The organism is Anaeromyxobacter sp. Red801 (assembly GCF_049201065.2).
GTDB lineage: Bacteria > Myxococcota > Myxococcia > Myxococcales > Anaeromyxobacteraceae > Anaeromyxobacter.
This window is the reverse complement of sequence record NZ_CM181236.1, coordinates 4,246,908-4,271,424: the sequence shown is the minus strand read 5'-3', so window position 1 is coordinate 4,271,424 and position 24,517 is coordinate 4,246,908. Positions and strand designations below refer to the sequence as shown.

Below are 24,517 nucleotides of genomic sequence, written 5' to 3'. Positions count from 1 at the left end.
ACGCCGCCAGGAACGTAACCGCGCCCGCGCCCGCGCGCCCCGCGCGTGGGCGGTCCGTGCGGGGACGCTAGGACGCCGGCTCGCCGTACTCCTTCAGCTTCCGGTAGAGCGTGGCGAGGCCGATCCCGAGCCCGGCCGCCGTCGCCACCTTGTTGCCGCCCGCGGTGCGCAGCGCCGCGAGCACGTGCTCGCGCTCCACCTCGTGCAGCGGCCGGATCAGCCCCGGCCGCGCCGGGGCGGGCGGCGCGTGGCGCAGGGCCTCGGGCAGGTCGTCCACCCCGACCTGGTTGCCGGCGCAGAGCGCGACCGCGTACTCGATCGCGTTCTGGAGCTCGCGGACGTTGCCGGGCCAGGGGTACCGCGCCAGGAGGTCCGCCACCTCGGCGGTGAAGCCGGTGACCGGCCGGTGCGCGCTCCGCGAGAGCTTCGCGAGGAAGCAGCGCGCCAGCGGCACGACGTCGTCGGGGCGCTCGCGCAGCGGGGGCACGCGCAGCTCAATGACGTTGAGGCGGTAGTAGAGGTCCTGGCGGAAGCGGCCGGCGGCCACCTCGGCGGCGAGGTCGCGGTTGGTGGCCGCGATGATCCGCACGTCCACCTTGCGCGAGCGGCTGTCGCCCACGCGCCGGACCTCGCGCTCCTGCAGCGCCCGCAGGAGCTTCACCTGCATGGCGGGCGAGACCTCGCCGACCTCGTCGAGGAAGAGCGTGCCGCCGCCGGCCGCCTCGAACAGCCCCAGCCCGTCCGTCTCGGCGCCGGTGAACGCGCCCTTCACGTGGCCGAACAGCTCGCGCTCGAGCAGCGTCTCGGTGATCGCCCCGCAGTTCACCGCCACGAACGGCCCGGCGGCGCGGTCGGAGGAGCGGTGGACGAGGCGGGCCACCTCCTCCTTCCCCACGCCGCTCTCCCCGGTCACCACCACCGACGAGCCGGTGCGGGCCACGCTGCGCGCGCGCTCCAGCACCCGGCGCATCGGCTCGCTGCGCGCCACCAGCCCGGTGACCTCGTCCGGGCAGGTCGCGAGCCGCTCCAGCTCCTGCTGGCGCTCGCGCAGGCGCCGCTCCGGCGCCGCAGCTTGCTCGATACCTCGTGCAGCGCGTGGTCGATCGACTCCATGTGGTAGTAGGGCAGGTGCCGCTCCAGCTCCGGGCCCCAGCGCTCCTTGAAGCGCGCCGCGATGTGGCACTCGGGGTCGCCCTTGCCCACGCAGCGGTCCTCGATGACGTAGACCTCGCGCCGCTCCTTGTAGGAGAGGTAGCCGCTCGCGAAGCCCGCCGAGGTCCAGCAGACCGGGTCCTCGGACAGGCCGATGTGCAGGAGGTGCTGCTCGGCCTCGTAGGACCGGCTCCACACCGTCTCCACCAGCGGCGCGTCGCCCAGCCCGTCGGTGCGCACGTTCTTCCCGAGGATGAACTGGCCCTTGAGCGGCGGCAGGAACGGGCCGGCCTTCCCCTCCTTCCAGAGATCCGGGTGCTCGTGCTCGAGCGCCTCGCCCACCCGCCACCCGTGCGCGTAGCCGAAGCGCGTCAGGACGCCGCGGGCCGCGAACGTGCCGAACGCGTCGATGAGCTCCTTGCGCAGCAGGCCGAGCGCCACCGCGTCGAACAGCACCGCGCGCTGCCCCATGAAGCGGATCACGCCGCCCTTGGGGTCGAAGGAGAGGATCTCCCGCAGGTCGAGGTCCTCGATGTGCATCGCCGCTCCGCTTCCCGAAACGAGAGGTCCGCTTCTCGGGACGAGTGATGCGCCGCGCCCCGGCGCGCGAAAAGGGGCGTGAGGTCGCAGGACTCCACGTGGCGACGCGGTCCACCTTCCGTGCATGCGGCGCGATGACGCGCGAGGTGCGGCAGGGACGCGCGGACCGACGGTCGCAGCCGCTTCTCGAAACGAGCGATCGGTTCTCGAAACGAGCGACGCGCAGGCGCCGGCCCCGGAAGAAAGACCCGTGAAGTCCGCGAGCGGCGCGGGGGACCCCGCGTGGCACGTGGGGTGCTCAAGCCGCCCTCGCCGCGCGCGCGCCGGAGCCAGGGGCGCGCCGCCGCGGCGCACACGAACGCGGCGCGCTGGCGCGTCGCCTGGAGGAGCGATGGGCAACGACGGCAAGGGCGGGACGGATCTGTCTCGACGGAGGTTCCTGACGACCGGCGGCGCCGCGGCGCTGGCGGGCGCGGCCGCGGCGGCGATCCCCGGGGCCGCCCGGGCGGCGGAGGCGGGCGCGGTCCCGAAGCGCTGGGACGAGACCGTGGACGTGGTCGTGGTCGGGACCGGCTTCGCCGGCCTGACCGCGGCGATCGAGGCGCGCAACGCGGGCGCGAAGGTCCTCGTGCTCGACAAGATGCCGGTGCACGGCGGCAACTCGATCATCAACGGCGGCGACTTCGCCGCGCCCGCGAACGCCTTCCAGAAGGACGCCGGCGTCCAGGACTCGCCCGAGCTGATGCTGAAGGACATGCTCAAGGCGGGCGCCTACCTGAACCACGTGGAGCTGGCGCGGATGGTGGCGGAGAACGCCAACGCCGCGCTGGAGTGGTCGCGCACCTACGTGGGCGCGAACTTCAACCGCCTCAACTTCCACGGCGGCCACTCGGTGAAGCGGTCGGTGCAGACCGCGAACCAGTCCGGCTCGGAGCTGGTCAACAAGCTCCTCGCCAAGGCCCGATCGCTCGGCGTGGAGGTGCGCCTCCGCACCAAGCTCGAGCGGCTGGTGGTGAAGGACGGCCGCGTCCTCGGGCTCCAGGTGCGGAAGGGCTACGCCTGGCCCAGGGAGGACTCCGGCGAGCCGGCGTTCCTGAAGGCGCGCCGCGGCGTGGTGCTCGCGACCGGCGGCTTCTCGCAGGACGTGAAGCTCCGCCAGGTCCACGATCCCCGCCTCACCGACAAGTTCGAGTCCACCAACCACCCGGGCGCCACCGGCGAGGCGCTGCTCGCCGCCTGCCAGGCCGGCGCCATGGACGTGCAGATGGACTGGATCCAGCTCGGCCCGTGGACGAGCCCGGACGAGAAGGGCTTCGGGCAGGTGCCCCAGGTCTGCGAGCGCATCGTGGGCTACGGCCTGATGGTCGATCCCAAGACCGGCAAGCGCTTCTTCAAGGAGACCGGCAACCGCAAGGAGCGGGCGGACGCGATCGTCCTGCTCGGCCACCCGGCCGTGATCCTGGGCGACTCGGTCAACGTCGGCAAGCAGGTGGTGCCGAAGGTCCTGAACAAGGCCATGGAGGCCGGCGCGGTCCGGAGGTTCGACACGCTCGAGGCGATCGCGCAGGCGTACGGCATCCCGGTGCAGCCGTTCCTGGAGCAGGTGACGCGCTGGAACGGGTTCGTGGAGAAGAAGAGCGACCCGGACCTCGGGTGCATGATCTTCCCCGACGCGAAGCCCAACGTCGCGCCGCCGTTCTACGCGATGCGGCTGTGGCCGCGCGTCCACCACACCATGGGCGGCCTGGTCATCGACACCGAGGCCCGCGTCATCGGCTTCGACATGAAGCCGATCGTGGGGCTGTTCGCGGCCGGCGAGGTGACCGGCGGCGTGCACGGCGCGGTGCGCCTCGGCTCGGTGGCGATGGCGGACTGCGTGGTCTTCGGCCGGATCGCGGGCAGGAACGCGGGCGGCGGGAAGGCCTGGGCGTGAACCTCCGGCTCCTCGAAAGGAACATCATGGCTTCCAAGCTCCTGAAGACGTCCGGGCCGGCGCTGCTCGCGGCCCTCCTCGTGACCCTGGCGCCCCGCGTCGCCGGCGCCACGGTCCGCCTCGACCCGAAGGCGAGGCCCGGCGACTGCGCCGCCTGCCACGGCGCCGCCAAGGTGCTGCCGCCCGGCCACGTCGCCACCCGCGCGATGAAGGCCGCCGACTGCGCCAGGTGCCACGACCCCGCCGGCCCGAAGGCGCTCGGCGCGAAGCTCCCCTCCGGCCACCGCCACGGCCTCGCCGGCGTCGGCTGCGCCGACTGCCACGGCAAGGCCGCGAAGCCGCAGCCGGCCAGCGTCGAGGCGTGCCTCGCCTGCCACGGCCCGGCCGCCGAGCTGGTGAAGAAGACCGCCGCGGTGAAGCCGGAGAACCCGCACGACTCGCCGCACTGGGGCCCGCAGATGGAGTGCTCCGTCTGCCACCGCCAGCACGAGGCGACCGTCAACTGGTGCGCCCACTGCCACACGTTCGACTTCAAGGTGCCGTAGCGCCGCGCCGTGACCCACGACCTCACACGGAGAAGCACATGACCTCGAGACGCTCCCTGGCGCTGCTCGCAGCGCTCCTCCTCCCCGCGGCCGCCTCCGCGCTGGAAGGCGACGTGACCATCTACGGCACGCTCATGCCGTTCTTCGACAACGCGCGGGTGTCCGACCCGACGCGCCCGGGCCTGTCGCCCGCGGCCGGCGGCGCCACCCAGGTCGCCGACGCCGCTTACACCGGCGTCGCCATCCCGCAGCGCTTCCGCCTCACCTCCGGCACGTCCAACATCGGCTTCAAGGGCGGGTTCGACGTGCTGGGCGAGGACCTCCAGGTGTTCTTCCAGGTGGAGAGCGCCGTCAGCCCGGACGGCGACGCGCCGAACGCGTGGGCCTCGCGCAACAGCGCGGTGGGCGTGAAGGGCAGGTTCGGCCGCGCCTTCTTCGGCAACTGGGACACGCCGTACAAGTACCCGGTGCTGCTGGTCGGCGCGGTCCGCGGCCTGAACCCGTTCGACAACACCATCACCGCCAGCCCCGGCTTCGGCGTCCCGGGCACCACCACCCAGAGCGGCCGCGCGAACGGCAAGGCCGACGCGGCCTTCAACCGCCGCCAGGGCAACAGCGTCCAGTACTGGACGCCCGAGCTCCACGGCCTCTCGGCCCGGCTCGCGTACTCGGCCAACGAGACGAAGACCGCCGCCTCGGCCACCGCGCCGTCGATCAGCCCGAGCGTCTACTCGGCCCTGGTGAGCTGGGCCTACGGCCCGCTGCTGCTCCGCTACGCCTACGAGCGGCACGAGGACTACTTCGGCCTCACGCAGCTGGGCGGCTCCCCGGTGTCGCTGACGAACGGGTCGTCCACCGACCAGGGCCACGAGGCCATCGCGCAGGTGTCGCTGCCCACCGGGACGCGCGTCTCGCTGGTGGGCGAGCGGCTCTCCTACGAGAACGACGACCGCACCGCCGGCGCCGTCCGCGAGTACGCGCGCTTCGCGTACTACGCGCTCCTCCAGCAGCGCTTCGGCCCGCACCAGCTGTTCGGCTCGTTCGGCCAGGCCGACGCGGGCGAGTGCGAGGTGGTGGGCGGCGGCGCGTGCACCACCAACGGCCTGGGCGCCACGCAGTGGAACGCCGGCTACTCGTACGCGCTCACCAAGGCCGCGGACGTCTACGTCGCCTACTACGAGACCCGGAACGACCGCTCCGCCAGCTACGGCGTGGTGGGCGGGCCGGGCGCGGTCGCGCCGGGCGGCGACACCCGCGGCTTCGGCGTGGGCCTGCTCTACACCTTCGCGGCGACGGCGAACGTCGGCGCGCCGAAGGGTTCCCCGTAGAGCGCGCGGGGACGAGGGGCGCCCCGGCCGCCCTCCTCCGCGGCCGGGGCGCTCCTCGGCTGTCCGGGCGCGGGCGCCCTCAGGCGCCGGCGCCGCCCAGCCGGAACCCGCCCAGCAGCTCCGCCAGCGTGCCCGAGCGCGCCGACAGCTCCGCCGCCGCCGCCGAGGACTGCTCGGCGCTGGCGGCGTTCTGCTGGGTGACGCGGTCGATCTCCGCCACCGCGCCGGTGATCCGCTCCACGCCGCCGGCCTGCTCCCGCGCCGCGGCGCTGATCCCGGCCGCGAGCCCGGCGAGCCGCTCGGCGCCGGCGCGGATCACCTCGAGCCGCTCCGCGACCGCGCGGGTGATGGCGTCGCCGTCCGCCGCCTGACGCACCGACTCGCCGATGAGCGCCTCGGTGCGCGAGGCGGCCGCCTTGGCGCGGAGCGCGAGCGACCGCACCTCCTCGGCCACCACCGCGAAGCCGCGCCCGGCGTCGCCGGCGCGGGCGGCCTCCACCGCCGCGTTCAGCGCGAGCAGGTTGGTCTGGAACGCGATCTCGTCGATGTCCTTGATGATCTGCGCCGTCTGCTCGGCCGCGCCGCGCACCTGCGCCATGGCGGCGGTCATCCGCGAGACGGTGGCGGCGCCCTCGGCCGCGGCCGCGCGCGCCGAGGCGGAGAGGCCGTCGGCGGCGGCGGCGTGCTCGGAGGTGGTGCGCGCCTGGCCGGCCACCACCTCGAGGCTGGCGCCGGTGCGCCCGATGGCGGAGGCCTGCTCCGCGGCGCCGCCCGCCACCGCCTGGCTCGACGAGGCGATCTGGGCGGCCGCGGCCGAGATCTGGCCCACCGCCTCCACCACCTGCCCGAGCGCCGCGTCGAGCGCGCCGGCGGTGCCGTTCACCACCTGCTGGAGCCGCGCGTGGTCACCCTGGTAGCGCCCGCCCATGCGCGCGCGCAGGTCGCGCGCGGCGAGCCGGGCCAGCACGTCGCTCGCCTCGCGCACCGGCGCGGAGACCGCGTCGAGGATCTCGTTCACGCCGGCGAGCACCCGCCGATAGTCGCCCTGGCACCGCGCCGGATCGCCCCGCCGGCCCAGGTCGCCGGCGCGCCCGGCCTCGATGGCCACGTCCACCTCGGCGACGAGCGCGCCGACGGCCGCCGTGCAGGCGTTCACGTTGCGGCGGAGCGTGTCGAACTCCCCGCGGTAGGTCTCCTCGATCGGCGCCGGCGCCTCGCCGCGCGCCAGCCGCTCGAGCGCGTCCGCCGCCGCGCGGAGCGGCGCCACCACCGCGTCGAGCAGCGCGTTCATCCCCCGCACCAGCTCCCCGTTCTGGCCCGGGTAGCGCGACGGATCGGCGCGCACGTCGAGGCGCCCCTCCGCCGCCGCGCGCAGGAGCAGCGCCAGGTCCGCGTTGCGCAGGCGCACCACCTCGAGCAGCGCGTTCACCCCGCGCTTCAGGTCGAGGAAGCGGCCCTGCACCTCGAGGTCCACGTCGGGCGGCACCTCGCCCGCCGCCAGCCGCACCACGCGGTCGGTGGCGACCTCGATCGGGCGGATCACCGTGTCGAGGAGCAGGTTGATCCGGCCGATCATCGCGCCGTTGTAGCCGTGGTAGCGCGAGACGTCGGCGCGGACGTCCAGGCGGCCCGCGGTGGCCGCCTCCACCAGGCGCCGGATGTCGTCGTTGCGCTGCTCCACCACCTCGATGACCGCGTTCACCGCGTCGCGCAGACGGTCGAAGTCGCCCTCGAACGGCGCCGTCATGCGCCCGGGGAGGTCGCCGCGCGAGATGCGCTCCACCGCCTCCGCGGTGGCGGCGAACGGGGTCGAGAACGCGTCCAGCGTCTCGTTCAGCGTGCGGATGATGAGCTGGAACTCCGGGTCGATGTGCCCCTCGGCGCCGCGCACCGTGAGCGTCCCGGCGCGCACCGCGTCGCGCACGCGCGCGGACTCGCCGCGCATGGCGCGGATGGCGCGCCCGACCACGCGGGCCACGAACAGGCCGCCGCCCGCGATCACCGCCGCGACCGCGGCCGAGGCCGCGAGCCCGATGGCCGGTCCATCGGCGAGGCCGCGCCGGGTCGCGAGCCAGCCGGCGAGGCCCGCCGCCAGCGTGGCGCCCGCGGCGAGCAGGGAGGAGCCGAGGATCTTCGTCGAGACCGGGAGCGAGCGGCGCATGTCGGGACTCCGGCGGAGGGAGGCGCGGCCATCCGAGGGCGTCCCAGCACCCTGCGTGCCAGCCCGTCACGGGCGGGCGGATCGGCCGCGCGCCGGGCGCTTCCGGACCCGCGCCGCCCGCCGCCGTCCCGCGTCCCGGGTCGAGTGGCGTGCGCCCCAGGGTGGACGGGCTGGGGTCGCGGCGACGGATCGAGCGCGTCGCGGGCGCGGCGTCAGGGACGTGACGAAGGTGCGCGCCCGGGGCCCGCCTCACCGCGGCGCGAGCGCCAGCGCGAGGCCGAGCAGGGCGGAGTAGACGAGCCCGACGCGCGCCATCCGCGGCGTGAGCGGGATGAGGCGCACGCGCTCGCGCACGGTGAAGAGCGTCCGGAGCGCGCCGATCGCCAGGGGCGCCGAGGCGAGCGGCAGGAGCATCCACGGCCCGAGGTCGAGCAGGAACCACGAGCCGAGCGGCGCGAGGTACGCGAACGCGAGCAGGAGGGCGATCTCGACGCGGTTGAAGTCGGGCCCGTGGAGCACCGCGCCGGTCCGCCAGCCCTTCACGCGGTCGAACTCGTGATCGCGGAGGTCGTCCACCAGCAGCACCGCGGTGACGAGCGCGCCGACCGGCAGGCCGACGAGGTAGACCGGCAGCGGCAGCGACGCGAGCAGCCGCCACGGCTGGGGCGCGCCCTGCACCGCGGCCGCCTGGATGAAGTACGTGCCCACCACGCCGACCACGCCGAACATCACCACGAACAGCGGATCGGCCTGGCCGCGGCGCGCGTACGCCCACGGGCCGCCGTTGTAGGAGAGGCTGGTCACGACGCCGAGGACGCCGAACGCCAGCACCGGCGCGCCGCCGATCCGGTAGAGGTACGGCGCGGTCGCCACCGCCAGCAGCAGGCAGCCGACCACCGCCAGGCGCAGGGTGGCGAGCCGCAGCGCGCCCGTCTCCACCGCGTGGACGAGCTCGGGGTGCTCCGGGAGCTTCGGGTGGAGGCGGAGCAGCTCGTGGTTGTCGGTGAACAGCCCCGCCACGTGGATGACCCACGATCCGAACAGGCCGACCAGCGCCGGCCAGGGCGAGAGCACCCCGAAGTGCACCGCCAGCCCCAGGCCGACCAGCACCGGCTGCGCGGCGGTGGGGAGCGAGTGCGTGGGATACACGAGCAGGTCCACCCAGATGCTCCGCGCCGAGACGGCAGGGACGGCGCCGGCGGCGGCGAGCTCCTCGGGTTGGCCCGGGAGACGGGGCGATGGCGTGCTCACCCCCACAGCTTCGATCAACCGGGGGACGGTGGCGCGGCGGCGGTGCGCGGCATGGCGCCGCGGGCGACCCCGGCCCCCGCCGACCGACGCTCACCGCCGCACCCGCGGTGGCGGCGCGGGCCGGCGCGCGGCGGCCGCCGGGGCGTGGGCCGTCCCGGGCGCCGAGGCGGTCCACCCCGCGCCCGAGCCCGCCGCGACCTCGCCGAGCGCGCCGGCCACGCCGGCCGTGAAGACGGCCCACAGGCCGATCCACAGCGCGGCGAGGAGCGCTCCCACCGCGAGGTCCGGCGAGCCCCGGGCGGCGCGTGCGAAGCGGGCGGCGGGCAGGCGTGCCGGAGCCGGAGGGCCGGCCGGCGCCGGCCGCGGCGCCGGCGGGGGGACCCGGGGGGCGAGGGCCTGCGGGCCGCCGGTCAGCCAGAGGGCGCCCCAGGAGGGCGCTGCGGTGGAGGGTGACGCTCGCGACTTCATGTGGTTTCTCCCTCGTGCTCGCCGCGCGGGGCTGCGCGGCACGTGGAGGATGTACCGATGTCGAAGCGCGGCTTGAACGCGCAGGGGGGCGCGGGCCCCGCGCAGCAACGCGCGGGGCTGGACTGGGGGCACCTCGAGTTCTTCCTCGAGCTGGTGCGCACCGGGAGCCACGCCCGCGCGGCGCGGCGGCTCGGCGTGGACCGCAACACCGTGGCGCGCCGGGTGGCGGCGCTGGAGGGCGCCCTGGGCCTGGCGCTCTTCGAGCGCGGGCCGCAGGGCTGGGCGTGCACCACCACCGGCCAGGAGCTGGCCGAGCTCGCCTCGCGGGTGGAGCAGGACGTGCTCGCGCTCGCGCGCCACGCCGACACGCGCGACCGCGCGCTGGACGGTACGGTGCGGCTCACCACCGCCTCGCACCTCGCCACGCACCTGTTCCTCCCGGCGGTGGGCGTCCTGCGCGAGCGGCACCCCGGGCTCGTCCTCGAGATCGCCGCCGACCAGCGCGCCTTCGACCTCACCCGGCGCGAGGCCGACCTGGCCGTCCGCATGGGCCGCCCGCGCGACGCCGGGCTGGTGACGCGCAAGCTCTCCGACGTCGCCTACGGGCTGTACGCCGGCCGCGCCACGCTGGGCGGGAAGCCGCGGGCGGTGGACTTCGCGGCGGATCCGTTCGTCGGGCTCGACGAGGGCCACGCCGCCGTGCCGCAGGAGCGCTGGCTGGAGCGGGTCGCGCCGTCGCGCCGGATCGTCTTCCGCTGCAACAGCACCACCGCGCTGCTCCAGGCGGCGCGGCTCGGGCTCGGGGTGGCGGTGCTCCCGCGCTTCGTGGCCGATCGCGATCCGGCGCTGGCGCGGCTGGAGGGCCCGGAGCCGGCGCCGCACGAGCTCTGGCTGCTCGTGCACGGCGACCTGCGCCGCACGCCCCGGGTGCGGGCGGTCATCGACTGGCTGGACGGCCTGGTGGAGCGGGCCCGGCCGGCGCTGTCCGGCCAGGCCTAGCGCCCGCGCCGGCGCCGGGGGCCGCTCCGCCGCGCCCGGCTCGCCGTCCGTCCGCCGGCGGGCGCGGGGCGCCGCACCGCGCGCACCTTGCCGCTCGCGCCGCCCCCGCAGAAGAAGAGCCCGGCGCCGTCGGACTCGAGCCCGCTCACCAGCACGCCGCGCGGCATGGCGAGGCGCGCCCGCACCGCGCCGCCCTCGGGATCCACCCGGCGCAGCTCGCTCTCGCCGCCCTCCATCGTCCCGTGCCACAGCTCGCCGTCCACCCAGGTCACCCCGGTGACGAAGCGGTCCGACTCGATGGTGCGCAGGACGGCGCCGGTCGCGGGATCGACCCGCAGGATCCGGCGCTCGCCGTAGCGTCCGACCCACAGGCTCCCCTCGGCCCAGCACAGGCCGGAGCCGCCGGCGCCCGCCGGCGCGGGCACGCTGCCCAGGACGGCGCCGGTGGCGGGGTCGAGGCGCAGGATCCGGTCGCCCGCGAGCTGGTACAGGTGCCGGCCGTCGAAGGCGGTGCCCGCGTCGCACGCGACCTCCAGCGTGCGGACCGCCTCGCCGCTCGCCGGGTCGAACCCGACCAGCTTCGCGCCGGTCGCGGCCCAGACGCGCTCGCCGTCGAAGCTGACGCCGTGCACCGGGGCGCCGTCGAACGGGCCGTACTCGCGCACCACCTCGGCCTCGCCGACGTCCTCGCGCGGCGCCGCGCGCGCGGCGCCCTTCCTCGCCCCGGGGCTCATCCCTGCCCGATAGCGCGGGGGAGCGGCAGCAGCAACGCCGGGTTGAAGCCGCTCACGGGTGCCGCGACCCAGCGGCGCGCGCGCCCGCGGCCGAGGGCGCGGACGGCGCCGCGCTCGGCGAGCACCGTGAGGCCGCGCTGCACCGTGCGCCGGCTGGCCCCGAGCGCGAGCGCCAGCGCCGACGACGACCAGCCCTGGCCGTCGGCGAGCAGGGCCGCGAGCGCCGCGGCGTGGCCGTCGGCGTCCCCGGCCGCGGCCGGCGGCGCGAGCACCGCCACGCCGGCCCCCGCGCGCGGCGCGAGCGCGAAGCCCGCCGGCGTGGCCCGCACCGACGCCAGCCCGCGGAGCGCGCGGCGCAGGCGGGCCACCTCCACCCGCAGCCGCCCGCGGAGCGACGGGCTGGCGCGGGCCGCGCCGAACGCGCGGCGCACCAGCGCCTCGCGCGAGGCGTCGCCCGGCCAGGCCTCCGCGAGCGCCCGGAGCAGCGCGAACAGCACCGGCCGGCGCGCCAGGTCCACCCCCGCCCCGCCCCGGCCCGCGCTGCGCCGGCAGCCGTCCACGAGCAGCCGGTCGCCCCGGCGGAGCGCCTCGACCTCGTCGAGCCGGAGCGGCCGCTCCGCGCCTGCCGAGAGGAGCCGCGCGGCCGGGCTCGCCAGCGCGTGGCCGGCCCGCTCCACCTCCGCCGCGAGCGCCGGGATCCGGGCGCGCGCCGCCGCCCGCCGGGCCCGCGCGTGCGCGTCCGCGGCGGCCGCGCCCTGCCCGGATCGGAGCGCGACGTCGAGCGCGGCGAGCCCGGCGACCGCCGCGAGCGCCGGCGGCGCGCCGCGCAGATCCAGCCGGCCGAGCGCGCGGTCCGCCTCCGCCACGCGGCCGGCGAGGACGAGCCGCCGCACCGCGAGCAGCCGGGCGTGCACCGCGTTGGCCCGGTCGCCGCCCGCCTCGAGCGCGCGCGCCGCGTCCTCGAGCGCGCCCGGCGGTCCGGCCGGTCCGCGCGCGGCGAGCGCGATCTCCGCCTCCGCGGTGGCGCAGCGCGCGCGGGCGAGCGGCGCCGCCGGCCCGAACGCGCGCGCCGCCCGCCGGAGCAGCCGCCGCGCCGCGTCGAGCTCGCCGAGCTGGGCCATGGCGATGCCCCGCAGCGCGAGCCCGGTCGCGTCGCGCCGCAGCGCCACCTGCCGGAGCGCGGCGAGCGGATCCCCGGCCTGGAGCGCGCGGGCGGCGGCGGCGACGGCGGGGGGCGCGGGCATGGGCCGAGATCGTAAGCGGGCGCGCGCCCGCGCTCCACGGGCCGGGCGAGGCGTGCCCGCGGCCCGTGGCCGCGGCCGGCGTGTCCCGCGGCGCCGCCGCGGTGCGCCGGTGTGGGCGAACGCCGCCCGCACGCTCCGTGGACGGCGCGCGCGGCCCCATGCTCTGTATGCGGCGCATGCGATCCGACCGATACCTCGGCATCCCCGCCCGCCGCGACGGCGTCTGGCCGCGCACCTACCGGCTGGCCCGGCGCTGGCGCGTCCTGAACCAGGGGCTCGGCGCGATCGGCCTCGCGGCGGCCGCGGCGGCGTCGGTGGCGGCGCTCCGCGGCGCGCTCCCGGCGCCGGGGCTCGTCGTGGCGCTCGGGTTCGGCGCGCTGGGCGCGTACCTCGTCGCCGCGACGCGCGTCGAGCGCTTCCTCCTGCACGCCGACGGCGTCGAGGTGATCACGCTGGGGCGGGCGCCGCGGCGGCTGCGCACCGACCAGATCGCGGGGCGCCGCACCGTCCCGCTGCAGTACGGGATGGAGAAGCTCGTGCTGGAGCGGCGCGAGCCCGGGGCGAAGCCGCTCACGGTGAACTTCCTGTTCGAGCGCGACGCCGCGCTCGACGCGTGGCTCGCGTCCGTCCCCGATCTCGACGCGGCCGACCGGGCCGGCGCCGAGGCGGCGCTGCTCGCCTCGACCGGGCTCGGCGCCGACGAGGAGCCCGTCGGGCCGCGCTCGCGCGGTCGCACCGCGCCGCGAAGGCGCTGAAGGGCGTCGCCGTCGTCGCGTGCGGCTGGGGGCTGCTCTTCCCGCGGCCGTACCCGATCGCCATGGCCGCGCTGGCCGCGATCCCGCTCGCCACGATCGCGCTCGTGCTGGCCGGCCGAGGCCGCTACGCGGTGGAGGAGAAGCGCAACGAGGTCCGGCCGGGCGTGGGGGTGCCCGTCTTCGGGCCGGGCATGGTGCTCATGCTCCGCGCCCTGCTCGACTACCAGGTGGTGGACGTCTCGCGGGTGCTCGGGTGGAGCGCCGTCGGCGCGGTGGCGCTCACCGCCCTGCTGGTGCGGGGCGACGCGGCGCTCCGGCGGCGCTGGTTCGTGCCCGTCCTGATCCTCGCGCTCGTGGCCCCGTATCCGTGGGGGGCGCTCAACGCCGCGGACGTGCTGCTCGACCGGGCGCCGGCCGAGGTCCACGAGGTCCCGGTGCTGCACAAGCACGTCTCGAGCGGCAAGCACACGAGCTACGACCTCCGGCTCCCGCCCTGGGGACCGGTCGCCGAGCCGCAGGAGGTGGACGTGGGCGCGGAGCTGTACGGCGAGGTCGAGGTCGGCGACGTCGTCTGCACGCACCTGCGGCCCGGCGCGCTCGGCGCGCGCTGGTTCGTCGTGGACCTCTGCGACTGACCGCGCCCGCGGACCCGGCCCGGCGCCCCGCCGGGCCGCGCCCGGTAGCACCCTCGCCACACCCCCTCACTGCGTTGATCCGCGCCGCCCCCGCGGCTATGCGGCCACGCACGAGGAGGCGAGCCATGGCGAAGAAGATCCTGATGCTGGTCGGGGACTACGTCGAGGACTACGAGGTGATGGTGCCGTTCCAGGCGCTGCAGGCGGTGGGGCACACCGTCCACGCCGCCTGCCCGGGCAAGAAGGCGGGCGAGAAGGTGCGCACCGCCATCCACGACTTCGAGGGCGACCAGACGTACAGCGAGAAGCGCGGCCACGACTTCGCGCTGAACGCCACGTTCGACGAGGCGCGGCCGCAGGAGTACGACGCGCTCTGCATCCCCGGCGGCCGCGCGCCCGAGTACCTCCGGCTCGACGCGCGCGTGATCGAGGTGGTCCGCCACTTCGCCGAGGCGGCGAAGCCCATCGCCGCCATCTGCCACGGGGCGCAGCTGCTCGCCGCCGCGGGGGTGGTGAAGGGCCGGCTCGTCTCCGCGTACCCCGCCTGCGCGCCCGAGGTGCGGCTGGCCGGCGGCGAGTACGCCGAGATCGCGATCGACAAGGCGGCGGTGGACCGGAACCTCGTGACCGCGCCCGCCTGGCCGGCGCACCCGGACTGGATCGCGAAGTTCCTCCAGGTCCTCGGGACGCGGATCACCCTCTAGCCGCCCGCGTCGCTCAGGGGCGGCGTCGGGGCGCCGGCGAGGTGCGCGCGGATCGCGGCCGCCACCTCGTCCGGCCGCTCCTGCGCGAACGCGTGGGTGCCGCCCGGGAAGATGCGCAGCGCGGCGCCCGGGATCCGCGCCTCGAGCAGGCGCCCGACGGCGAGCGGGCTCACCGGGTCGGCGTCGCTCCACAGGAGCAGCGTGGGCGCGGCGAGCTCGGAGAGCCGCGCCGTGTGATCGCTCCGGTCGTCCACGAACCAGCGCGGCACGCCCGGCAGCGACGCCAGGTAGTCCGGCCTCCAGTCGGCGGCGCCGGTGCCGCGCAGGTCCACGCCGCCCGAGGTCGCGACCAGGACGAGCCGCTCGACGCGCTCCGGGTGCTCGAGGGCGAGCCGCACCGCCAGCGCGCCGCCCATCGACTGCGCGATCACATGGCTCCTTCCCGGCGGCAGCTGCGCCAGCACCCAGCCGAAGAGGTCGCCGGTGGAGCGGATCGCCGGGTCCGGCGGGCAGCCGCCGAAGCCCGGGTAGTCGAGGCAGCGCGGCGGGCCGAGATCGGCGAGCCGCTCCGCGACCGGGGCCCAGAAGGCGGCCCGGCCGCCGGCGCCGGGGAGGAACACGAGCGAGGGCGTGATCATCGCCACGCGAATGTAGCCGCGCGTTCGCGCCCGCGCCCTCGCGGCGAGGCGACGCATCGTCAAGGCGCGCTTGACGCCCGCCCAGCCGTGAGGTATCCGTCCGCCCTTCTCACGCTCGGTGTTCGCGCCGGAGGAGGTGTCCCATGAAGCTGGAGCTCGTCGCCCGCCCGGGATGTCCCTCGGAGCGCGCCTAGCCGACCCGATCGATCGTCCACGACCGGCTCTCGCTGCGCGCGCTCTCCTCCGAAGCGCTGCGCCCAGGCACGTCCACGCGACCGCGCTCCCGCGGGAGCGCGCGCCAGGAACCCGTCGTGATGACCCCAGAACGCCCGAACCGTCCCGGCGCGCCCGCGCGCGCCACCTCGTCCGACCCGCAGCCCGCCGCGTCTGCGGCGGACGCTGCCGCGCTCCGCGCCCAGCGGCTGGAGCGCATCCTCCTCGCCCTGTTCCGCTCGGTGGTGCGCGAGGAGTCCACCGATCCCGGGCTCCAGGGCGTCGACCTCGTCGCGCTCCGCCTCTCGTCCGAGGGCGCGGAGGCGCGCATCGGGTACGCGCTCGAGGTGCTGCGCGGCGACGGACCCGGCGCGGAGCGCGAGGCGGCCGAGGCGCTTGCCCGCGCCGCGCCGCTCCTGCGCGCCCGGCTCGCCGAGGTGATCGAGCTGCCCACGCTGCCCTCGCTCACGTTCGCGCTCGAGCGCGTCCGCGAGGTGCCGCGCGCGGCGCGGGCCGGGGCGGCGTGATCCCGTGGTGCCCGCTTCAGAGGTGCACGAGGCCGCCCCGCACGGCGGCGAGCGTGGCGGTCCCGACCGCGATCCAGAGCGCGACCGCCATCGCGAGGGCGCCCGCCCCGACCGAGCGCAGCGCCTGGCGGGAGAGCCCGAGGCCCACCAGGAAGAGCGTCAGCACCAGGGCGCGGCGCCCGGCCTCGGCGGCGAGCAGCCCGGCGGGACGCAGGACGGGCAGGAAGGTCGCGAGCGCGGCCACCGCCACGAAGCCGAGGATGAACCAGGGCGGGCGCGCCGAGGTCGCCGCCCCGCCGCCGCGCGCGCGCCGCGCCACGATCGCGATGGCGAGCGTCACCGGCACGATCCAGAGCGCGCGGGCCAGCTTCACGGTCGTCCCCACCGCGAGCGCCTGCGGGCCGTACGCGAGCGTGGCGCCCACCACCGAGCTCGTGTCGTGGATGCCGAGCGCCGCCCACAGGCCGAACGCCGGCTCGGCCAGGCCGGCGGCGTGGCCCACCAGCGGGAACACGAGCAGCGCGGCCGAGTTGAGCAGGAACACCGCGCCGAGCGCGATCGAGGTTTCGTGCTCGTCCGCCCCGACCACCGGCGCGACCGCGGCGATGGCGCTCCCCCCGCAGATGGCGGTGCCGACCGAGATGAGCGCCGCGGTGCGCGCCTCCACCCGCGCGGCGCGGGCGAGGAGCGCGCCCAGGGCCAGGCACGCGGCGATGCTGACGAACGTGTAGCCCACGCCGCGCGCGCCGACGTGCGCGACCACGCGGAGGTCCATGGCGCCGCCGAGCGCCACCACCGAGAGCGGCAGGAGCCGGCGGGCCAGCGCGCGCGTGGCGGGGGCGTACGGGTTCCCGGTGGAGAGCGCGAGCGCGACGCCGGCGGTGAGCGCGAGCGCCGGGGAGACGTGCGGGACGGCGACGCAGGCCAGGCCCAGGGCCGGCACGAGGAAGGACGCGATCGACCGGGGCGGCGAGGTGCGGGGTTCGGGGGTGGGCCGTTCCATGCGGCGGGAACCTAGCCGCTCGGCGGCGCCGAGGCCCGCCGGCATTTCCGAAGGGGCATCGGCGGCGCCGCCGGCCTCACGGGAACCAGGCCGGCCGCGCCGCCCCGGCCGCGAGCCGCTGCGCCTCGCGCAGGAAGCGGCCGGCGATCCCGGACACCCCGCCGGCCGGCAGCGCCCACGAGAACGCGCGCTCGATGTGGAGGCCGTCGAGCGGGATCGCGCGCAGCGCTCCCGTGGCGAGCTCGGTGCGGATCGCCCAGCGCGACAGGAAGCCCAGGCCCAGGCCGAGCTGGACCGCCGCCTTCACCGCGTCGTTCGTCCCGAGCTCGAGGTCGGCGTGGCGCCGCGTCCGGCGGACGCCCGCGCGCCGGAGCGCCTTCTCCACCACCGCGCGCGTGCCCGAGCCGACCTCCCGCCACACGATGGGCACGCGGTCCAGGTCGGCGACGCGGCGCAGCCGCAGGATCTCGGCCGGCGCCGCGCTCGACGCCGCCGCGACGAGCTCGTCCCGCGCGAACGGCTCCAGCCGGACGTGCGGCGCGCGGGAGAGCCCCTCCACCAGGCCGAGCGGGACGGTGCCCTTGGCGAGCCAGCCGAGGACCGCGTCGGTGTTGCCGACCTCCACGCGCACCGCCACGCCCGGGCGCGCGCGGCGCAGCTCCGCGACGAGGTGCGGGACCACCCAGGCCGCGGTCGTCTGGCTCGCGCCCAGCACCAGCGTGCCGCCCTCCTCCGCCTCCCGGTCCATCGACGCCTCCGCCGCGCGCAGCGCCTCGTCCACGCGCTGCGCGTGCTCGAGGAGCCGCTGCCCGTCCGCGGTGAGGTGGACCCCCTGGGCCGTGCGCAGGAGGAGCGGCCGCCCGCACTCGCGCTCCAGCTCGCGGACCTGCTCCGAGAGCGCGGACGGCGACAGGTGGAGCGTGCGCGCGGCCACCGAGATGCGGCCGGCGAGCGCGACCTCGCGGAACGACTGCAGGCGGCGCGGATCGAGGCGGGGCATGGGGGCAGGGTAGCGGATCCGGCCTTCGTTGGCCCGAGCCGGGATCGCTTGCGGCGCCGTGCTCCGCGGAGGACTCGACTCAGCGCTTCCTGCTCGCGCCGAAGGCCGCTAGCTTCGCCGCCCATGCGAACCTTGCTCACCGTCGCGCTGGCGGTCCTCCCTGTCGCGAGCCTGGCCGACGCTCACGCCCACGGCGAGGCGGAGGTCGACCTCGGCCAGCGCGTGTGGGTGCGGCCCGTCGCGAGGGACGCCTGGATCATCCGGTCGGTGAGCCCGATCGAAGGATTCGGGGACGTCGAGTCCAACGCGGTCCTGGTGGCGGGCGCCGCCGAGTCGGTCCTGATCGACACGCCGGCCACCGAGGCGCAGACCGCGCCCGTGCTCGCGTGGGCGGCGAACACGCTGCACCGGCCGGTGCGCCACCTCGTCGTCACCCACTGGCACGCCGACCGGATGGGCGGGATCGGGCTGGCCCGGCCGAACCGCATCGAGACGTACGCACTCGGGCAGACGCGTGCGCTCGCGCGGAGCCACGGCCTGGTGGTGCCGGAGCGCGAGCTTCGGCCCGAGGAACGGCTCGTCCTCGCAGGCGTGAAGCTCGAGACCTGGTACCCCGGGCACGGGCACACCGCCGACAACCTCGTCGTCTGGGTCCCGGCGGACGCGCTGCTCGTGGGCGGGTGCTTCGTGAAGGCAGCGGAGGCGACGACGCTCGGGAACCTCGAGGAGATCGATCCGGAGCAGTGGGCGAAGGGCGCCGATGCCGCCGCGCGTCGCTATCCGCAGGCGCACACCGTCGTCCCGGGCCACGGCGCGGCGTGCGGTCCCGAGCTGCTGCAGCACACGGCGGAGCTGGCGCGGGCGTACGCGGCCGGGCACGGCCGCGAGGGCGAGCGGGCCAGGTGAGGAGGGCTGCCGTCGCGCCGACGCTCCGTGACAAGATGCGCGCGTGTACACCCTCCGCTGCACCGGCAAGCTGCTGAAGCGCGTCGGCCCCGCCACCGAGCGGGTCCGCGAGCCGCCGACCACGCGCCTCGGCGACTGGTACGGAACCCTGGTCCACGCGCCGGGGATGCAGGTGGTCCTGCTGGTGAGCGAGCGCACCCTGCTTCCGGTGGTGGTCCCGGCGCGGGAAGCTCGGACGCTGGCCGCGCGCTTCCCGCCGGCCCTGGCCGAGGTCCTCGCGCAGCTGAAGGTTCCCTCGGCCGTGATCGACCGCGAGGTGCGGTCCATGGCGGAGCCACGGATCGGCAAGACCGCCAGCCGTCAAGTGCTCGGGTCGATGAACGAGTTCCTGCGGCTCATGCCCTACCGGTGGCCGCCTGGATCTCTCACGGCGGTGGCGCTGGAGCTGGCGGAGACTCCCTGCGGTCCCATCGGCATGCGCAGCCCGGACGGCCTGACCCGGGAGCTGCTGGCAGCCGCGAGCGGGTTGGTTTGAGCCACGGGGTACGCCAATGACGAAGACGCCCGCGCAGCAGCTGCTCGACGAGGTGGTCCGGTCCGGGCTCGCGCCGATGCTGAAGGCGGAGGGCTTCCGCAAGGCAGGCCACACCTTCCGCAGCACCGTCCCCGGGTGCGTGCTCGTCGTGAACGTGCAATCGAGCACGACCAGCACGCGGGACGCGCTGCGGTTCACCATCAACCTCGGGGTGTTCTATCCGGCGTTGATCGACATCCTGCAGCTCGGGAGCTGGGCCGTGCCGGCCGCGGCCGGTCCAACCGAGGTGCACTGCCAGGTCCGCGAGCGAATCGGTGCCCTCATGCCGGCGCAGGGCGGCGACCACTGGTGGGACCTCGAGGTCGGAGCGTCTTGGAACGAGGTCTCGGCGGAGCTCACCGAGGCGGTGCGCGCGCACGGGTTGCCGTGGCTGCGGGTGATGGCCGACCCGGAGGCGGCGCGGACGCGCGCCGAGGGGCGCGGCGAACGGTTGGTCGCCGCGGCGCTCGCCCTGCTCGCAGGGCGGCGCGACGAGGCCAGGCGCATCGTGGCCGCGGCGAGCGAGACGGGCTCCGATCACGGCGAGCTGCGCCTCTGGGCGCGGCAGGCTGGCCTGATTCCCTGAGGCGCGGTTCAGCCGCGCTCGCCCATCTCCCTCCGCGAGAGCGGCGATGCGCGAACGTGCCGGCCGCGAGCTCGAACGGACGAGGTGCGCGGGACGCGCCCGCCGTTCTGAGCCTCCTCGCGTTCCCCGGGATCGCGGCGGCGGATGGCGGCGCCGGCGCTTCGCCGCAGGTGGGAGGCGCGCGGCGCCGCCGCGGGCCCTGACCCGCGATACGTGAGCTGGGTGATGAACGCCGTGAGCTACGCCGGTCTCACGATCGCGCTCGCGTGGTCGTGGTTGCAGGAGTTCGGCTCGCATTAGCGCGGCGTCGCGCCGACCGCGCTCGCCAGCGCGCCATGACCGAGCTCGACACGGCACGGACCCACGCCGAGCGATGCAGCTGGCACCGGATCGCCGCGGCGCTCTCGCTGCTCGCAGGATGACGCGCGAACGAGATAGACCACGGCCCCCGATCCGGAGTCATCCGGCGCGCTCGGCTCCTCGCTCCGGCGGCAGTCCGGGGTGGACGCACGCGCCCTGCTTGCCGTTCGGGAAGAGGCGAACGGGATCGCCGGGAAGGCGATCCCGTGCACGTCAAAGGCAATCGCCGATCACGAAGCAGGCAGTGGCCACGGCCGCCATCCCGGCATACGAGAGCCCGGCCGCGCCGAGCGCGAGGGCGAAGGCGATCCGGACGGGCGCTCTTGCGCGACGGAACACCGCCAGCGTCGCCAGCACCGGGACGAGGGGAAGTCCCACCGCGGCGAGGTCCGGGACCAGCCGTTCACCGAGCCAGCCTGCCTTCTGCCAGCCGAGCGCCGTCGCGGTGGCGGCGAGGGCCACGAACGACGCCACGAGGATCGCGGCCAGGAATCCTGCCGCCCGGGGCCAGCGCGGCTGCGTGAGCGCGCCACCGAGCGCGACTCCGACGACGAGGATCCCGAGCGCCACGAGATACGGGACGGGCAAGAGGTGAGGCATGGCGCCGAGAGTACAGCGAAGGGACTCCCGCGTGCCGACGGAACCCTTCGTGAAGCGTGCGGGCGGTGGCTGAGCCGCGGATCGGCACACCCCTTCACCCGGAGCGCGTCACCTCGGCGAGGCCTCGCTGGGCGGAGGCGGGCGTGCCACGCGGACGGAGCGGACAGTCGCGGCGCCGTTCGACTCGACGCTCGGCTGCGCGGAGGGGCCGCGAAACGCCTCGGGCCCGCCGCGGAGGAACCCGGCGTAGGACACGGTGAGGCACCCGAGGAACAGCAGGGGGTCGAGCACGTAGAGCGGGCTGAGCCGGGCGTCGCCCACCGAGAAGTGCGCGACGGCGGCGGAGAGGAGCGTGAGGCCGAACCCGAAGTACGCGAACTCCCGGATCTTGCGCGGCACGCCGGGGACGAGCAGCGCGAGCACGCCGAGCGCCTTCGCGATCGTGAGCTCCACCTTGAAGTACGGGGGCAGCCCGAGGTGGACGAACGCGCCCTCCTTGCCATTCGGGAAGGGGAAGTGGTCGTAGAACGTGAACGACAGGACGCTGAACACCATCACCGCACAGACCAGGCCGGTGCTGATCCAGTACGCGAGCGCCGCGCGCCGCGCGCCGCGGGGCGCGGAGCGCGAGGCTGCTTCGGCAGTCGAGGGCATCACCGTCATCTGGGCAAACCTCCATGCTGGGTTTGCCGCGGAGACGACGCAGCCCCGCGGAGCGTGACGCGGCGCCGCTCAGTCGAGCGAGCCGACATGCCGGAGCCGCTCCGGGTCTGCCTGGAGGTACACGTGCCGGACCTTCCCCTCGGCGACCCCGAGCAGGATCGCGGATACCGGGCGCCCGCCCTCGAACGCCACCGCGGCCGGCTCGCCGTTGAGCGTGCGCTCGCGCAGCTCGAGCGGCGGCCCGACCCGCTGCCGCGCGACGGACGCGAGCAGCGCCGCGACCTTGAGCCCGCCGACCACGGGCCGTCCGACGTTCCGGATGCGCCCGTAGCGCACCACGCCGGGACCCGCGTCGGCGACGAGGACGGCGTCCTCCGCGAGCAGGTCGAGCAGCGCGCCCTGATCGCCGCGCGCGCTCGCCTCCATGAAGGCCGCGAGGAGCCGCTGGTGCTCGTCCCGCGACGTCCGGAGCGTGCGGCGCTCCGTGGCGACGTTCTCTCTCGCCCGCCGCAGGAGCTGGCGGCACGCCGGCTCGCTCTTCTCGAGCCGCGCCGCGATCTCGGCGTGCGTCATGTCGAACACGTCGTGCAGCAGCAGCACGGCGCGCTCGGCGGCCGTGAGGCGCTGCAGGAGGACCAGGAACGCCATCGAGATCCGGTCGAGCAGCTCCACGCGCCCGAGGCCGGCGCGATCGAGCTCCACCGGCTCCGGCAAGCGATCGCTGCGGCTCTCCTCGCGCCGCGCGCGGGCCGAGCCGAGTTCGTCGAGGCACAGCCGCGCGACCGTGGTGAGCAGGAACGCCTTCGGGGAGTCGACCTCGCCCGGGCGCCGCTGCCACCGGATCCATGCCTCCTGCACCACGTCCTCGGCGCGCGCCAGCTCGCCGAGCATCCGGTAGGCGAGCGCGAGCAGGGCGGGGCGCTGCGCCTCGAAGGTCTCCCCCGTGTCGGTCATCCCGGGGAGACGACGTAGCCGCCCGAAGCGTGACGCGCAGCGGGCGCGCGGGTCCGGGCGGGGCAGGCGCAACGAGGCCAGGCGGATCGTGCTCGCGACGACGGGGGCGGGATGCCCTTCGCGTCTGGGCGCGGCAGGCGGGGCTGATTCCCCGAGGCGTGGCTCAGCCGCGCTCGACCGCGTCCCGCAGCGCCTCGAGGATCGCCCGGACGTCGCGCCGGAACGGCGCCGTGAGCAGGGCGGCGGCGAAGCCGACGGTCACGGCCCCGGCCGCGAGCGCGAGGACGATCCCCGCGACACCGGATGCGAGCCAGCGCAGGTTCGCCGCGGCCGCATACGAGAAGAACGCGAACCAGGTGCCAGGATCGCGGCGAGCCACCAGCGAAGGCGGAAGCGGAGGTGGACGACGGAGCCAGCCCCTGCGCCCTCGATCTCACCGAGGACCACGGCGTGCGTGCGGGCGATGTTTCGCACGAGCTCGAGCCGTCGCCTCTGGATCCTCCCGCGGAGCGGGCGCTGTGGCGCCCAGTGCCCCTGCGTCACGATCTCCGCGACCCGCGCCGTCACCTCCTCGGGCGTCGAGGTCGATCGAAGCTCGGCGCGGGCGAAGGGGAGGAGGTTCATCATCGGTCGCGCATCGGGTTCGCTTGCGGCGGGCTCGGCTTCGACCCGCAGTGCACACCGTACCCTGGTGTCGCCAGAAAGACGAAACGCCCGGGGTCGCCGGGCGTTCGGTCCATCGAAGGTTGGAGCGGGAAACCGGATTCGAACCGGCGAGCCTCAGCTTGGGAAACGGATCCCCTCTTGCTCCAGGCGTTCACAGCGGTTCGCAAGGCCTTGGAGATGCTGGAGCGGGGGACCGGCCTGACGTCCAGCCGTCCCACCCCGCCGACCCGCGTTTCAGGCATTTTGCTACCCGCTTGCTACCCGGTCACGAAGCCATCCGCGAATCAGATGCGCTTCTGACGGTCCGGGAGGTAGCGCGCTCGCTGAGGGTCTCGACGGCGACTGTCTACAAGATGTGCGCGTCAGGCGCACTCTCTCGCCAGAGAGTCCTCAACGTCATTCGCGTTCCGGCACGTGCAGTAGCCGAACTCCTGGCGAGCCGGAGGTCAGGGCTTCGGGTCGGCGGCACTCGGCGTGGCGGACGGAGTTAGCTGCAGCGACTGGGCAGCGCGAACGGTAGCGAGCTCGGACGCGAGTCGATTCTGTTCAGCTTGTGCAGCGGCAAGATCCGATTTCAGAACGCGGTTCGTCTTCGCGAGTGCGAATGGATCCCCAGCGACAAGGAAGAAGGCCGACAAGGCTATGGCAACGAGCACCGTGGCGATGTTCACCCAGAGCACGCGGGTGTTGTTCGCCAAACTTGTCCGCGCATTCTCAAGCTCAAGAAATTTGGGTTTCGCCTGTGCTTCTCCGTTTCGCCAGCTCTTCAGCGAGTCAGCGGTCGACGAGGCGAGCATTACAAGCTGACCCAAGATCTGCTCGAACGGGAGCATGATGAGATGCAGTTCGCGCGGTGGCTGCACTACGGCCTCACCCGTAGCGATGTCGCGTACGATCGCAATGCCACGCATCTTGAACTTCAACAGTAGTTCATGGACGCCCGTGACCGATTCGCAGATGAGGTTCACTTCGTTGAGCGCCGCCCCCAGAGTCTTGAACGTTTCAATGCGATCAAGCTGCGGCAGCACTGCCTTGATAGGGTCGATGTAGTTCGACTGCAACTGCGGTATCAGCGCGCCGAAGTACATCTCCGCCGAAGCTCTGCGATGTCCACGAGGGTCCGACCCGGGCGGGTTCAAGAGCGAGTCAACAAGGGCCGCCCATTCCGCACTGCCCCTTTGCTCCTCGCAGTCCGCGACTAACTTCTCAAAGTACTTCAGCATCAGTTCCAGTCGACTGCGGACCTCAGGAACCAGGAGGTCCCGCTCGAAGCCGTTGAGCTCCTCACGCCACTCCGTGAGGATCCGAAACCGCGCTTGACGGCGGCTTGTGCGCCATCGTTCGAGAATGGTGCCAGCGGGCATGCGAATGGTCCTTC

At 75.4% G+C, this 24,517-nt stretch carries 27 protein-coding genes; 12 read left to right on the top strand and 15 right to left on the bottom strand.

What is annotated here, in order from left to right:
* Nucleotides 1-67 precede the first annotated feature (67 nt).
* Nucleotides 68-988, bottom strand: a complete 921-nt coding sequence (locus ACOQFB_RS19680; RefSeq protein ID WP_494492333.1) for a sigma 54-interacting transcriptional regulator — start codon at nucleotides 986-988, stop codon at nucleotides 68-70.
* Nucleotides 910-1,692, bottom strand: a complete 783-nt coding sequence (locus ACOQFB_RS19675) for a XylR N-terminal domain-containing protein (protein ID WP_494492332.1) — start codon at nucleotides 1,690-1,692, stop codon at nucleotides 910-912. Before ACOQFB_RS19675 ends, ACOQFB_RS19680 begins: the two co-directional genes overlap by 79 nt.
* 391 nt (nucleotides 1,693-2,083) lie before the next feature.
* On the opposite strand from ACOQFB_RS19675, the gene ACOQFB_RS19670 reads away from it, so the two are divergent.
* From ACOQFB_RS19670 to ACOQFB_RS19660, 3 genes are read left to right on the top strand one after another with little or no spacing between them, the layout of a single operon-like run.
* A complete protein-coding gene (locus ACOQFB_RS19670; RefSeq protein ID WP_059436815.1) occupies nucleotides 2,084-3,625 on the top strand; it encodes a flavocytochrome c in 1,542 nt (513 codons plus the stop codon).
* A 26-nt stretch (nucleotides 3,626-3,651) separates the two neighbouring features.
* Nucleotides 3,652-4,170: a cytochrome c3 family protein gene (locus tag ACOQFB_RS19665; protein ID WP_059436814.1), complete on the top strand. Its 519-nt coding sequence runs from the start codon at nucleotides 3,652-3,654 to the stop codon at nucleotides 4,168-4,170.
* A gap of 38 nt (nucleotides 4,171-4,208) precedes the next feature.
* Entirely contained in the window at nucleotides 4,209-5,498 is a 1,290-nt protein-coding gene (locus tag ACOQFB_RS19660) for a porin (RefSeq protein ID WP_421609614.1), read from the top strand.
* 79 nt (nucleotides 5,499-5,577) lie between these two features.
* Here the strand turns inward: ACOQFB_RS19660 and ACOQFB_RS19655 are convergent, their stop codons facing one another.
* The 3 genes from ACOQFB_RS19655 to ACOQFB_RS19645 all read right to left on the bottom strand — a co-directional run bounded on the left by ACOQFB_RS19655 (nucleotide 5,578) and on the right by ACOQFB_RS19645 (nucleotide 9,186).
* On the bottom strand, nucleotides 5,578-7,659 hold the full coding sequence (locus ACOQFB_RS19655) for a methyl-accepting chemotaxis protein (RefSeq protein WP_421609613.1): 2,082 nt from the start codon (nucleotides 7,657-7,659) through the stop codon (nucleotides 5,578-5,580).
* A 249-nt stretch (nucleotides 7,660-7,908) separates the two neighbouring features.
* A complete protein-coding gene (locus tag ACOQFB_RS19650) occupies nucleotides 7,909-8,910 on the bottom strand; it encodes a prenyltransferase (RefSeq protein WP_237757849.1) in 1,002 nt (333 codons plus the stop codon).
* A 90-nt stretch (nucleotides 8,911-9,000) separates the two neighbouring features.
* Nucleotides 9,001-9,186 (bottom strand): hypothetical protein, encoded by a 186-nt coding sequence (locus ACOQFB_RS19645; protein ID WP_237757848.1) that lies wholly within the window; start codon nucleotides 9,184-9,186, stop codon nucleotides 9,001-9,003.
* A gap of 249 nt (nucleotides 9,187-9,435) precedes the next feature.
* Between ACOQFB_RS19645 and ACOQFB_RS19640 the strand changes: the two genes are divergently transcribed.
* Entirely contained in the window at nucleotides 9,436-10,377 is a 942-nt protein-coding gene (locus ACOQFB_RS19640; protein WP_059436810.1) for a LysR family transcriptional regulator, read from the top strand.
* Here ACOQFB_RS19640 and ACOQFB_RS19635 read toward each other — a convergent pair.
* Together ACOQFB_RS19635 and ACOQFB_RS19630 are read right to left on the bottom strand one after the other, a co-directional pair.
* Nucleotides 10,374-11,111 (bottom strand): Vgb family protein, encoded by a 738-nt coding sequence (locus ACOQFB_RS19635; protein WP_059436809.1) that lies wholly within the window; start codon nucleotides 11,109-11,111, stop codon nucleotides 10,374-10,376. The two genes, ACOQFB_RS19640 and ACOQFB_RS19635, sit on opposite strands and share 4 nt — an antisense overlap.
* Nucleotides 11,108-12,355 (bottom strand): helix-turn-helix domain-containing protein, encoded by a 1,248-nt coding sequence (locus tag ACOQFB_RS19630; RefSeq protein ID WP_421609612.1) that lies wholly within the window; start codon nucleotides 12,353-12,355, stop codon nucleotides 11,108-11,110. Before ACOQFB_RS19630 ends, ACOQFB_RS19635 begins: the two co-directional genes overlap by 4 nt.
* Before the next feature lie 176 nt (nucleotides 12,356-12,531).
* Between ACOQFB_RS19630 and ACOQFB_RS19625 the strand changes: the two genes are divergently transcribed.
* From ACOQFB_RS19625 to ACOQFB_RS19615, 3 genes are all read left to right on the top strand, one after another.
* On the top strand, nucleotides 12,532-13,110 hold the full coding sequence (locus tag ACOQFB_RS19625) for a hypothetical protein (RefSeq protein WP_494492331.1): 579 nt from the start codon (nucleotides 12,532-12,534) through the stop codon (nucleotides 13,108-13,110).
* A gap of 62 nt (nucleotides 13,111-13,172) precedes the next feature.
* A complete protein-coding gene (locus ACOQFB_RS19620; RefSeq protein ID WP_494492330.1) occupies nucleotides 13,173-13,745 on the top strand; it encodes a hypothetical protein in 573 nt (190 codons plus the stop codon).
* A gap of 125 nt (nucleotides 13,746-13,870) precedes the next feature.
* A complete protein-coding gene (locus ACOQFB_RS19615) occupies nucleotides 13,871-14,449 on the top strand; it encodes a DJ-1/PfpI family protein (protein WP_059436952.1) in 579 nt (192 codons plus the stop codon).
* On the opposite strand, the gene ACOQFB_RS19610 is transcribed toward ACOQFB_RS19615, so the two are convergent.
* On the bottom strand, nucleotides 14,446-15,087 hold the full coding sequence (locus ACOQFB_RS19610) for an alpha/beta fold hydrolase (protein WP_059436951.1): 642 nt from the start codon (nucleotides 15,085-15,087) through the stop codon (nucleotides 14,446-14,448). The genes ACOQFB_RS19615 and ACOQFB_RS19610 overlap by 4 nt on opposite strands.
* Before the next feature lie 314 nt (nucleotides 15,088-15,401).
* Between ACOQFB_RS19610 and ACOQFB_RS19605 the strand changes: the two genes are divergently transcribed.
* Nucleotides 15,402-15,827 carry a ribosome-binding factor A gene (locus ACOQFB_RS19605; RefSeq protein ID WP_059436950.1) on the top strand — a complete coding sequence of 142 codons (426 nt, stop codon included), beginning with the start codon at nucleotides 15,402-15,404 and terminating at the stop codon, nucleotides 15,825-15,827.
* A gap of 16 nt (nucleotides 15,828-15,843) precedes the next feature.
* On the opposite strand, the gene ACOQFB_RS19600 is transcribed toward ACOQFB_RS19605, so the two are convergent.
* Both ACOQFB_RS19600 and ACOQFB_RS19595 read right to left on the bottom strand, forming a co-directional pair.
* The gene (locus ACOQFB_RS19600; protein WP_059436949.1) at nucleotides 15,844-16,830 is read right to left on the bottom strand and encodes a YeiH family protein; all 987 of its coding nucleotides are present in this window, start codon (nucleotides 16,828-16,830) and stop codon (nucleotides 15,844-15,846) included.
* Between the two features lie 76 nt (nucleotides 16,831-16,906).
* Entirely contained in the window at nucleotides 16,907-17,830 is a 924-nt protein-coding gene (locus ACOQFB_RS19595; protein ID WP_421609610.1) for a LysR substrate-binding domain-containing protein, read from the bottom strand.
* A 123-nt stretch (nucleotides 17,831-17,953) separates the two neighbouring features.
* Here ACOQFB_RS19595 and bla point away from each other — a divergent pair, with 123 nt between their 5' ends.
* Genes bla through ACOQFB_RS19580 form a run of 3 tightly spaced genes read left to right on the top strand, consistent with a single transcriptional unit; the run spans nucleotide 17,954 to nucleotide 19,896 of the window.
* Nucleotides 17,954-18,736, top strand: coding sequence for a subclass B1 metallo-beta-lactamase (gene bla / locus ACOQFB_RS19590; protein ID WP_421609609.1), 783 nt, complete (start codon nucleotides 17,954-17,956; stop codon nucleotides 18,734-18,736).
* 43 nt (nucleotides 18,737-18,779) lie between these two features.
* Nucleotides 18,780-19,271 (top strand): DUF6933 domain-containing protein, encoded by a 492-nt coding sequence (locus tag ACOQFB_RS19585; RefSeq protein ID WP_059436945.1) that lies wholly within the window; start codon nucleotides 18,780-18,782, stop codon nucleotides 19,269-19,271.
* Between the two features lie 16 nt (nucleotides 19,272-19,287).
* Entirely contained in the window at nucleotides 19,288-19,896 is a 609-nt protein-coding gene (locus ACOQFB_RS19580; RefSeq protein ID WP_059436944.1) for a DUF4304 domain-containing protein, read from the top strand.
* A gap of 573 nt (nucleotides 19,897-20,469) precedes the next feature.
* Here the strand turns inward: ACOQFB_RS19580 and ACOQFB_RS19575 are convergent.
* The 4 genes from ACOQFB_RS19575 to ACOQFB_RS19560 all read right to left on the bottom strand — a co-directional run bounded on the left by ACOQFB_RS19575 (nucleotide 20,470) and on the right by ACOQFB_RS19560 (nucleotide 22,852).
* The gene (locus ACOQFB_RS19575; RefSeq protein WP_494492329.1) at nucleotides 20,470-20,826 is read right to left on the bottom strand and encodes a hypothetical protein; all 357 of its coding nucleotides are present in this window, start codon (nucleotides 20,824-20,826) and stop codon (nucleotides 20,470-20,472) included.
* 138 nt (nucleotides 20,827-20,964) lie between these two features.
* Nucleotides 20,965-21,510: a DoxX family protein gene (locus ACOQFB_RS19570; RefSeq protein WP_421609607.1), complete on the bottom strand. Its 546-nt coding sequence runs from the start codon at nucleotides 21,508-21,510 to the stop codon at nucleotides 20,965-20,967.
* A 78-nt stretch (nucleotides 21,511-21,588) separates the two neighbouring features.
* Nucleotides 21,589-22,473 carry a sigma-70 family RNA polymerase sigma factor gene (locus ACOQFB_RS19565; protein ID WP_059436941.1) on the bottom strand — a complete coding sequence of 295 codons (885 nt, stop codon included), beginning with the start codon at nucleotides 22,471-22,473 and terminating at the stop codon, nucleotides 21,589-21,591.
* 163 nt (nucleotides 22,474-22,636) lie between these two features.
* Nucleotides 22,637-22,852 (bottom strand): hypothetical protein, encoded by a 216-nt coding sequence (locus ACOQFB_RS19560; protein WP_421609606.1) that lies wholly within the window; start codon nucleotides 22,850-22,852, stop codon nucleotides 22,637-22,639.
* 640 nt (nucleotides 22,853-23,492) lie between these two features.
* Here ACOQFB_RS19560 and ACOQFB_RS19555 point away from each other — a divergent pair.
* Nucleotides 23,493-23,630: a hypothetical protein gene (locus ACOQFB_RS19555; protein ID WP_494492592.1), complete on the top strand. Its 138-nt coding sequence runs from the start codon at nucleotides 23,493-23,495 to the stop codon at nucleotides 23,628-23,630.
* Here the strand turns inward: ACOQFB_RS19555 and ACOQFB_RS19550 are convergent.
* The gene (locus tag ACOQFB_RS19550; RefSeq protein WP_421609604.1) at nucleotides 23,586-24,503 is read right to left on the bottom strand and encodes a hypothetical protein; all 918 of its coding nucleotides are present in this window, start codon (nucleotides 24,501-24,503) and stop codon (nucleotides 23,586-23,588) included. The two genes, ACOQFB_RS19555 and ACOQFB_RS19550, sit on opposite strands and share 45 nt — an antisense overlap.
* Nucleotides 24,504-24,517: the final 14 nt, after the last annotated feature.

What these genes read in the sequence shown, in the direction of transcription:
- ACOQFB_RS19675 (WP_494492332.1), bottom strand. Translation starts at nt 1,692, where the DNA reads ATGCACATCGAGGACCTCGACCTGCGGGAGATCCTCTCCTTCGACCCC.
- ACOQFB_RS19670 (WP_059436815.1), top strand. Translation starts at nt 2,084, where the DNA reads ATGGGCAACGACGGCAAGGGCGGGACGGATCTGTCTCGACGGAGGTTC.
- ACOQFB_RS19665 (WP_059436814.1), top strand. Translation starts at nt 3,652, where the DNA reads ATGGCTTCCAAGCTCCTGAAGACGTCCGGGCCGGCGCTGCTCGCGGCC.
- ACOQFB_RS19660 (WP_421609614.1), top strand. Translation starts at nt 4,209, where the DNA reads ATGACCTCGAGACGCTCCCTGGCGCTGCTCGCAGCGCTCCTCCTCCCC.
- ACOQFB_RS19655 (WP_421609613.1), bottom strand. Translation starts at nt 7,659, where the DNA reads ATGCGCCGCTCGCTCCCGGTCTCGACGAAGATCCTCGGCTCCTCCCTG.
- ACOQFB_RS19640 (WP_059436810.1), top strand. Translation starts at nt 9,436, where the DNA reads ATGTCGAAGCGCGGCTTGAACGCGCAGGGGGGCGCGGGCCCCGCGCAG.
- ACOQFB_RS19635 (WP_059436809.1), bottom strand. Translation starts at nt 11,111, where the DNA reads ATGAGCCCCGGGGCGAGGAAGGGCGCCGCGCGCGCGGCGCCGCGCGAG.
- ACOQFB_RS19630 (WP_421609612.1), bottom strand. Translation starts at nt 12,355, where the DNA reads ATGCCCGCGCCCCCCGCCGTCGCCGCCGCCGCCCGCGCGCTCCAGGCC.
- ACOQFB_RS19625 (WP_494492331.1), top strand. Translation starts at nt 12,532, where the DNA reads ATGCGATCCGACCGATACCTCGGCATCCCCGCCCGCCGCGACGGCGTC.
- ACOQFB_RS19620 (WP_494492330.1), top strand. Translation starts at nt 13,173, where the DNA reads ATGGCCGCGCTGGCCGCGATCCCGCTCGCCACGATCGCGCTCGTGCTG.
- ACOQFB_RS19615 (WP_059436952.1), top strand. Translation starts at nt 13,871, where the DNA reads ATGGCGAAGAAGATCCTGATGCTGGTCGGGGACTACGTCGAGGACTAC.
- ACOQFB_RS19610 (WP_059436951.1), bottom strand. Translation starts at nt 15,087, where the DNA reads ATGATCACGCCCTCGCTCGTGTTCCTCCCCGGCGCCGGCGGCCGGGCC.
- ACOQFB_RS19605 (WP_059436950.1), top strand. Translation starts at nt 15,402, where the DNA reads ATGACCCCAGAACGCCCGAACCGTCCCGGCGCGCCCGCGCGCGCCACC.
- ACOQFB_RS19600 (WP_059436949.1), bottom strand. Translation starts at nt 16,830, where the DNA reads ATGGAACGGCCCACCCCCGAACCCCGCACCTCGCCGCCCCGGTCGATC.
- ACOQFB_RS19595 (WP_421609610.1), bottom strand. Translation starts at nt 17,830, where the DNA reads ATGCCCCGCCTCGATCCGCGCCGCCTGCAGTCGTTCCGCGAGGTCGCG.
- bla (WP_421609609.1), top strand. Translation starts at nt 17,954, where the DNA reads ATGCGAACCTTGCTCACCGTCGCGCTGGCGGTCCTCCCTGTCGCGAGC.
- ACOQFB_RS19580 (WP_059436944.1), top strand. Translation starts at nt 19,288, where the DNA reads ATGACGAAGACGCCCGCGCAGCAGCTGCTCGACGAGGTGGTCCGGTCC.
- ACOQFB_RS19570 (WP_421609607.1), bottom strand. Translation starts at nt 21,510, where the DNA reads ATGCCCTCGACTGCCGAAGCAGCCTCGCGCTCCGCGCCCCGCGGCGCG.
- ACOQFB_RS19565 (WP_059436941.1), bottom strand. Translation starts at nt 22,473, where the DNA reads ATGACCGACACGGGGGAGACCTTCGAGGCGCAGCGCCCCGCCCTGCTC.
- ACOQFB_RS19555 (WP_494492592.1), top strand. Translation starts at nt 23,493, where the DNA reads ATGTGCGCGTCAGGCGCACTCTCTCGCCAGAGAGTCCTCAACGTCATT.
- ACOQFB_RS19550 (WP_421609604.1), bottom strand. Translation starts at nt 24,503, where the DNA reads ATGCCCGCTGGCACCATTCTCGAACGATGGCGCACAAGCCGCCGTCAA.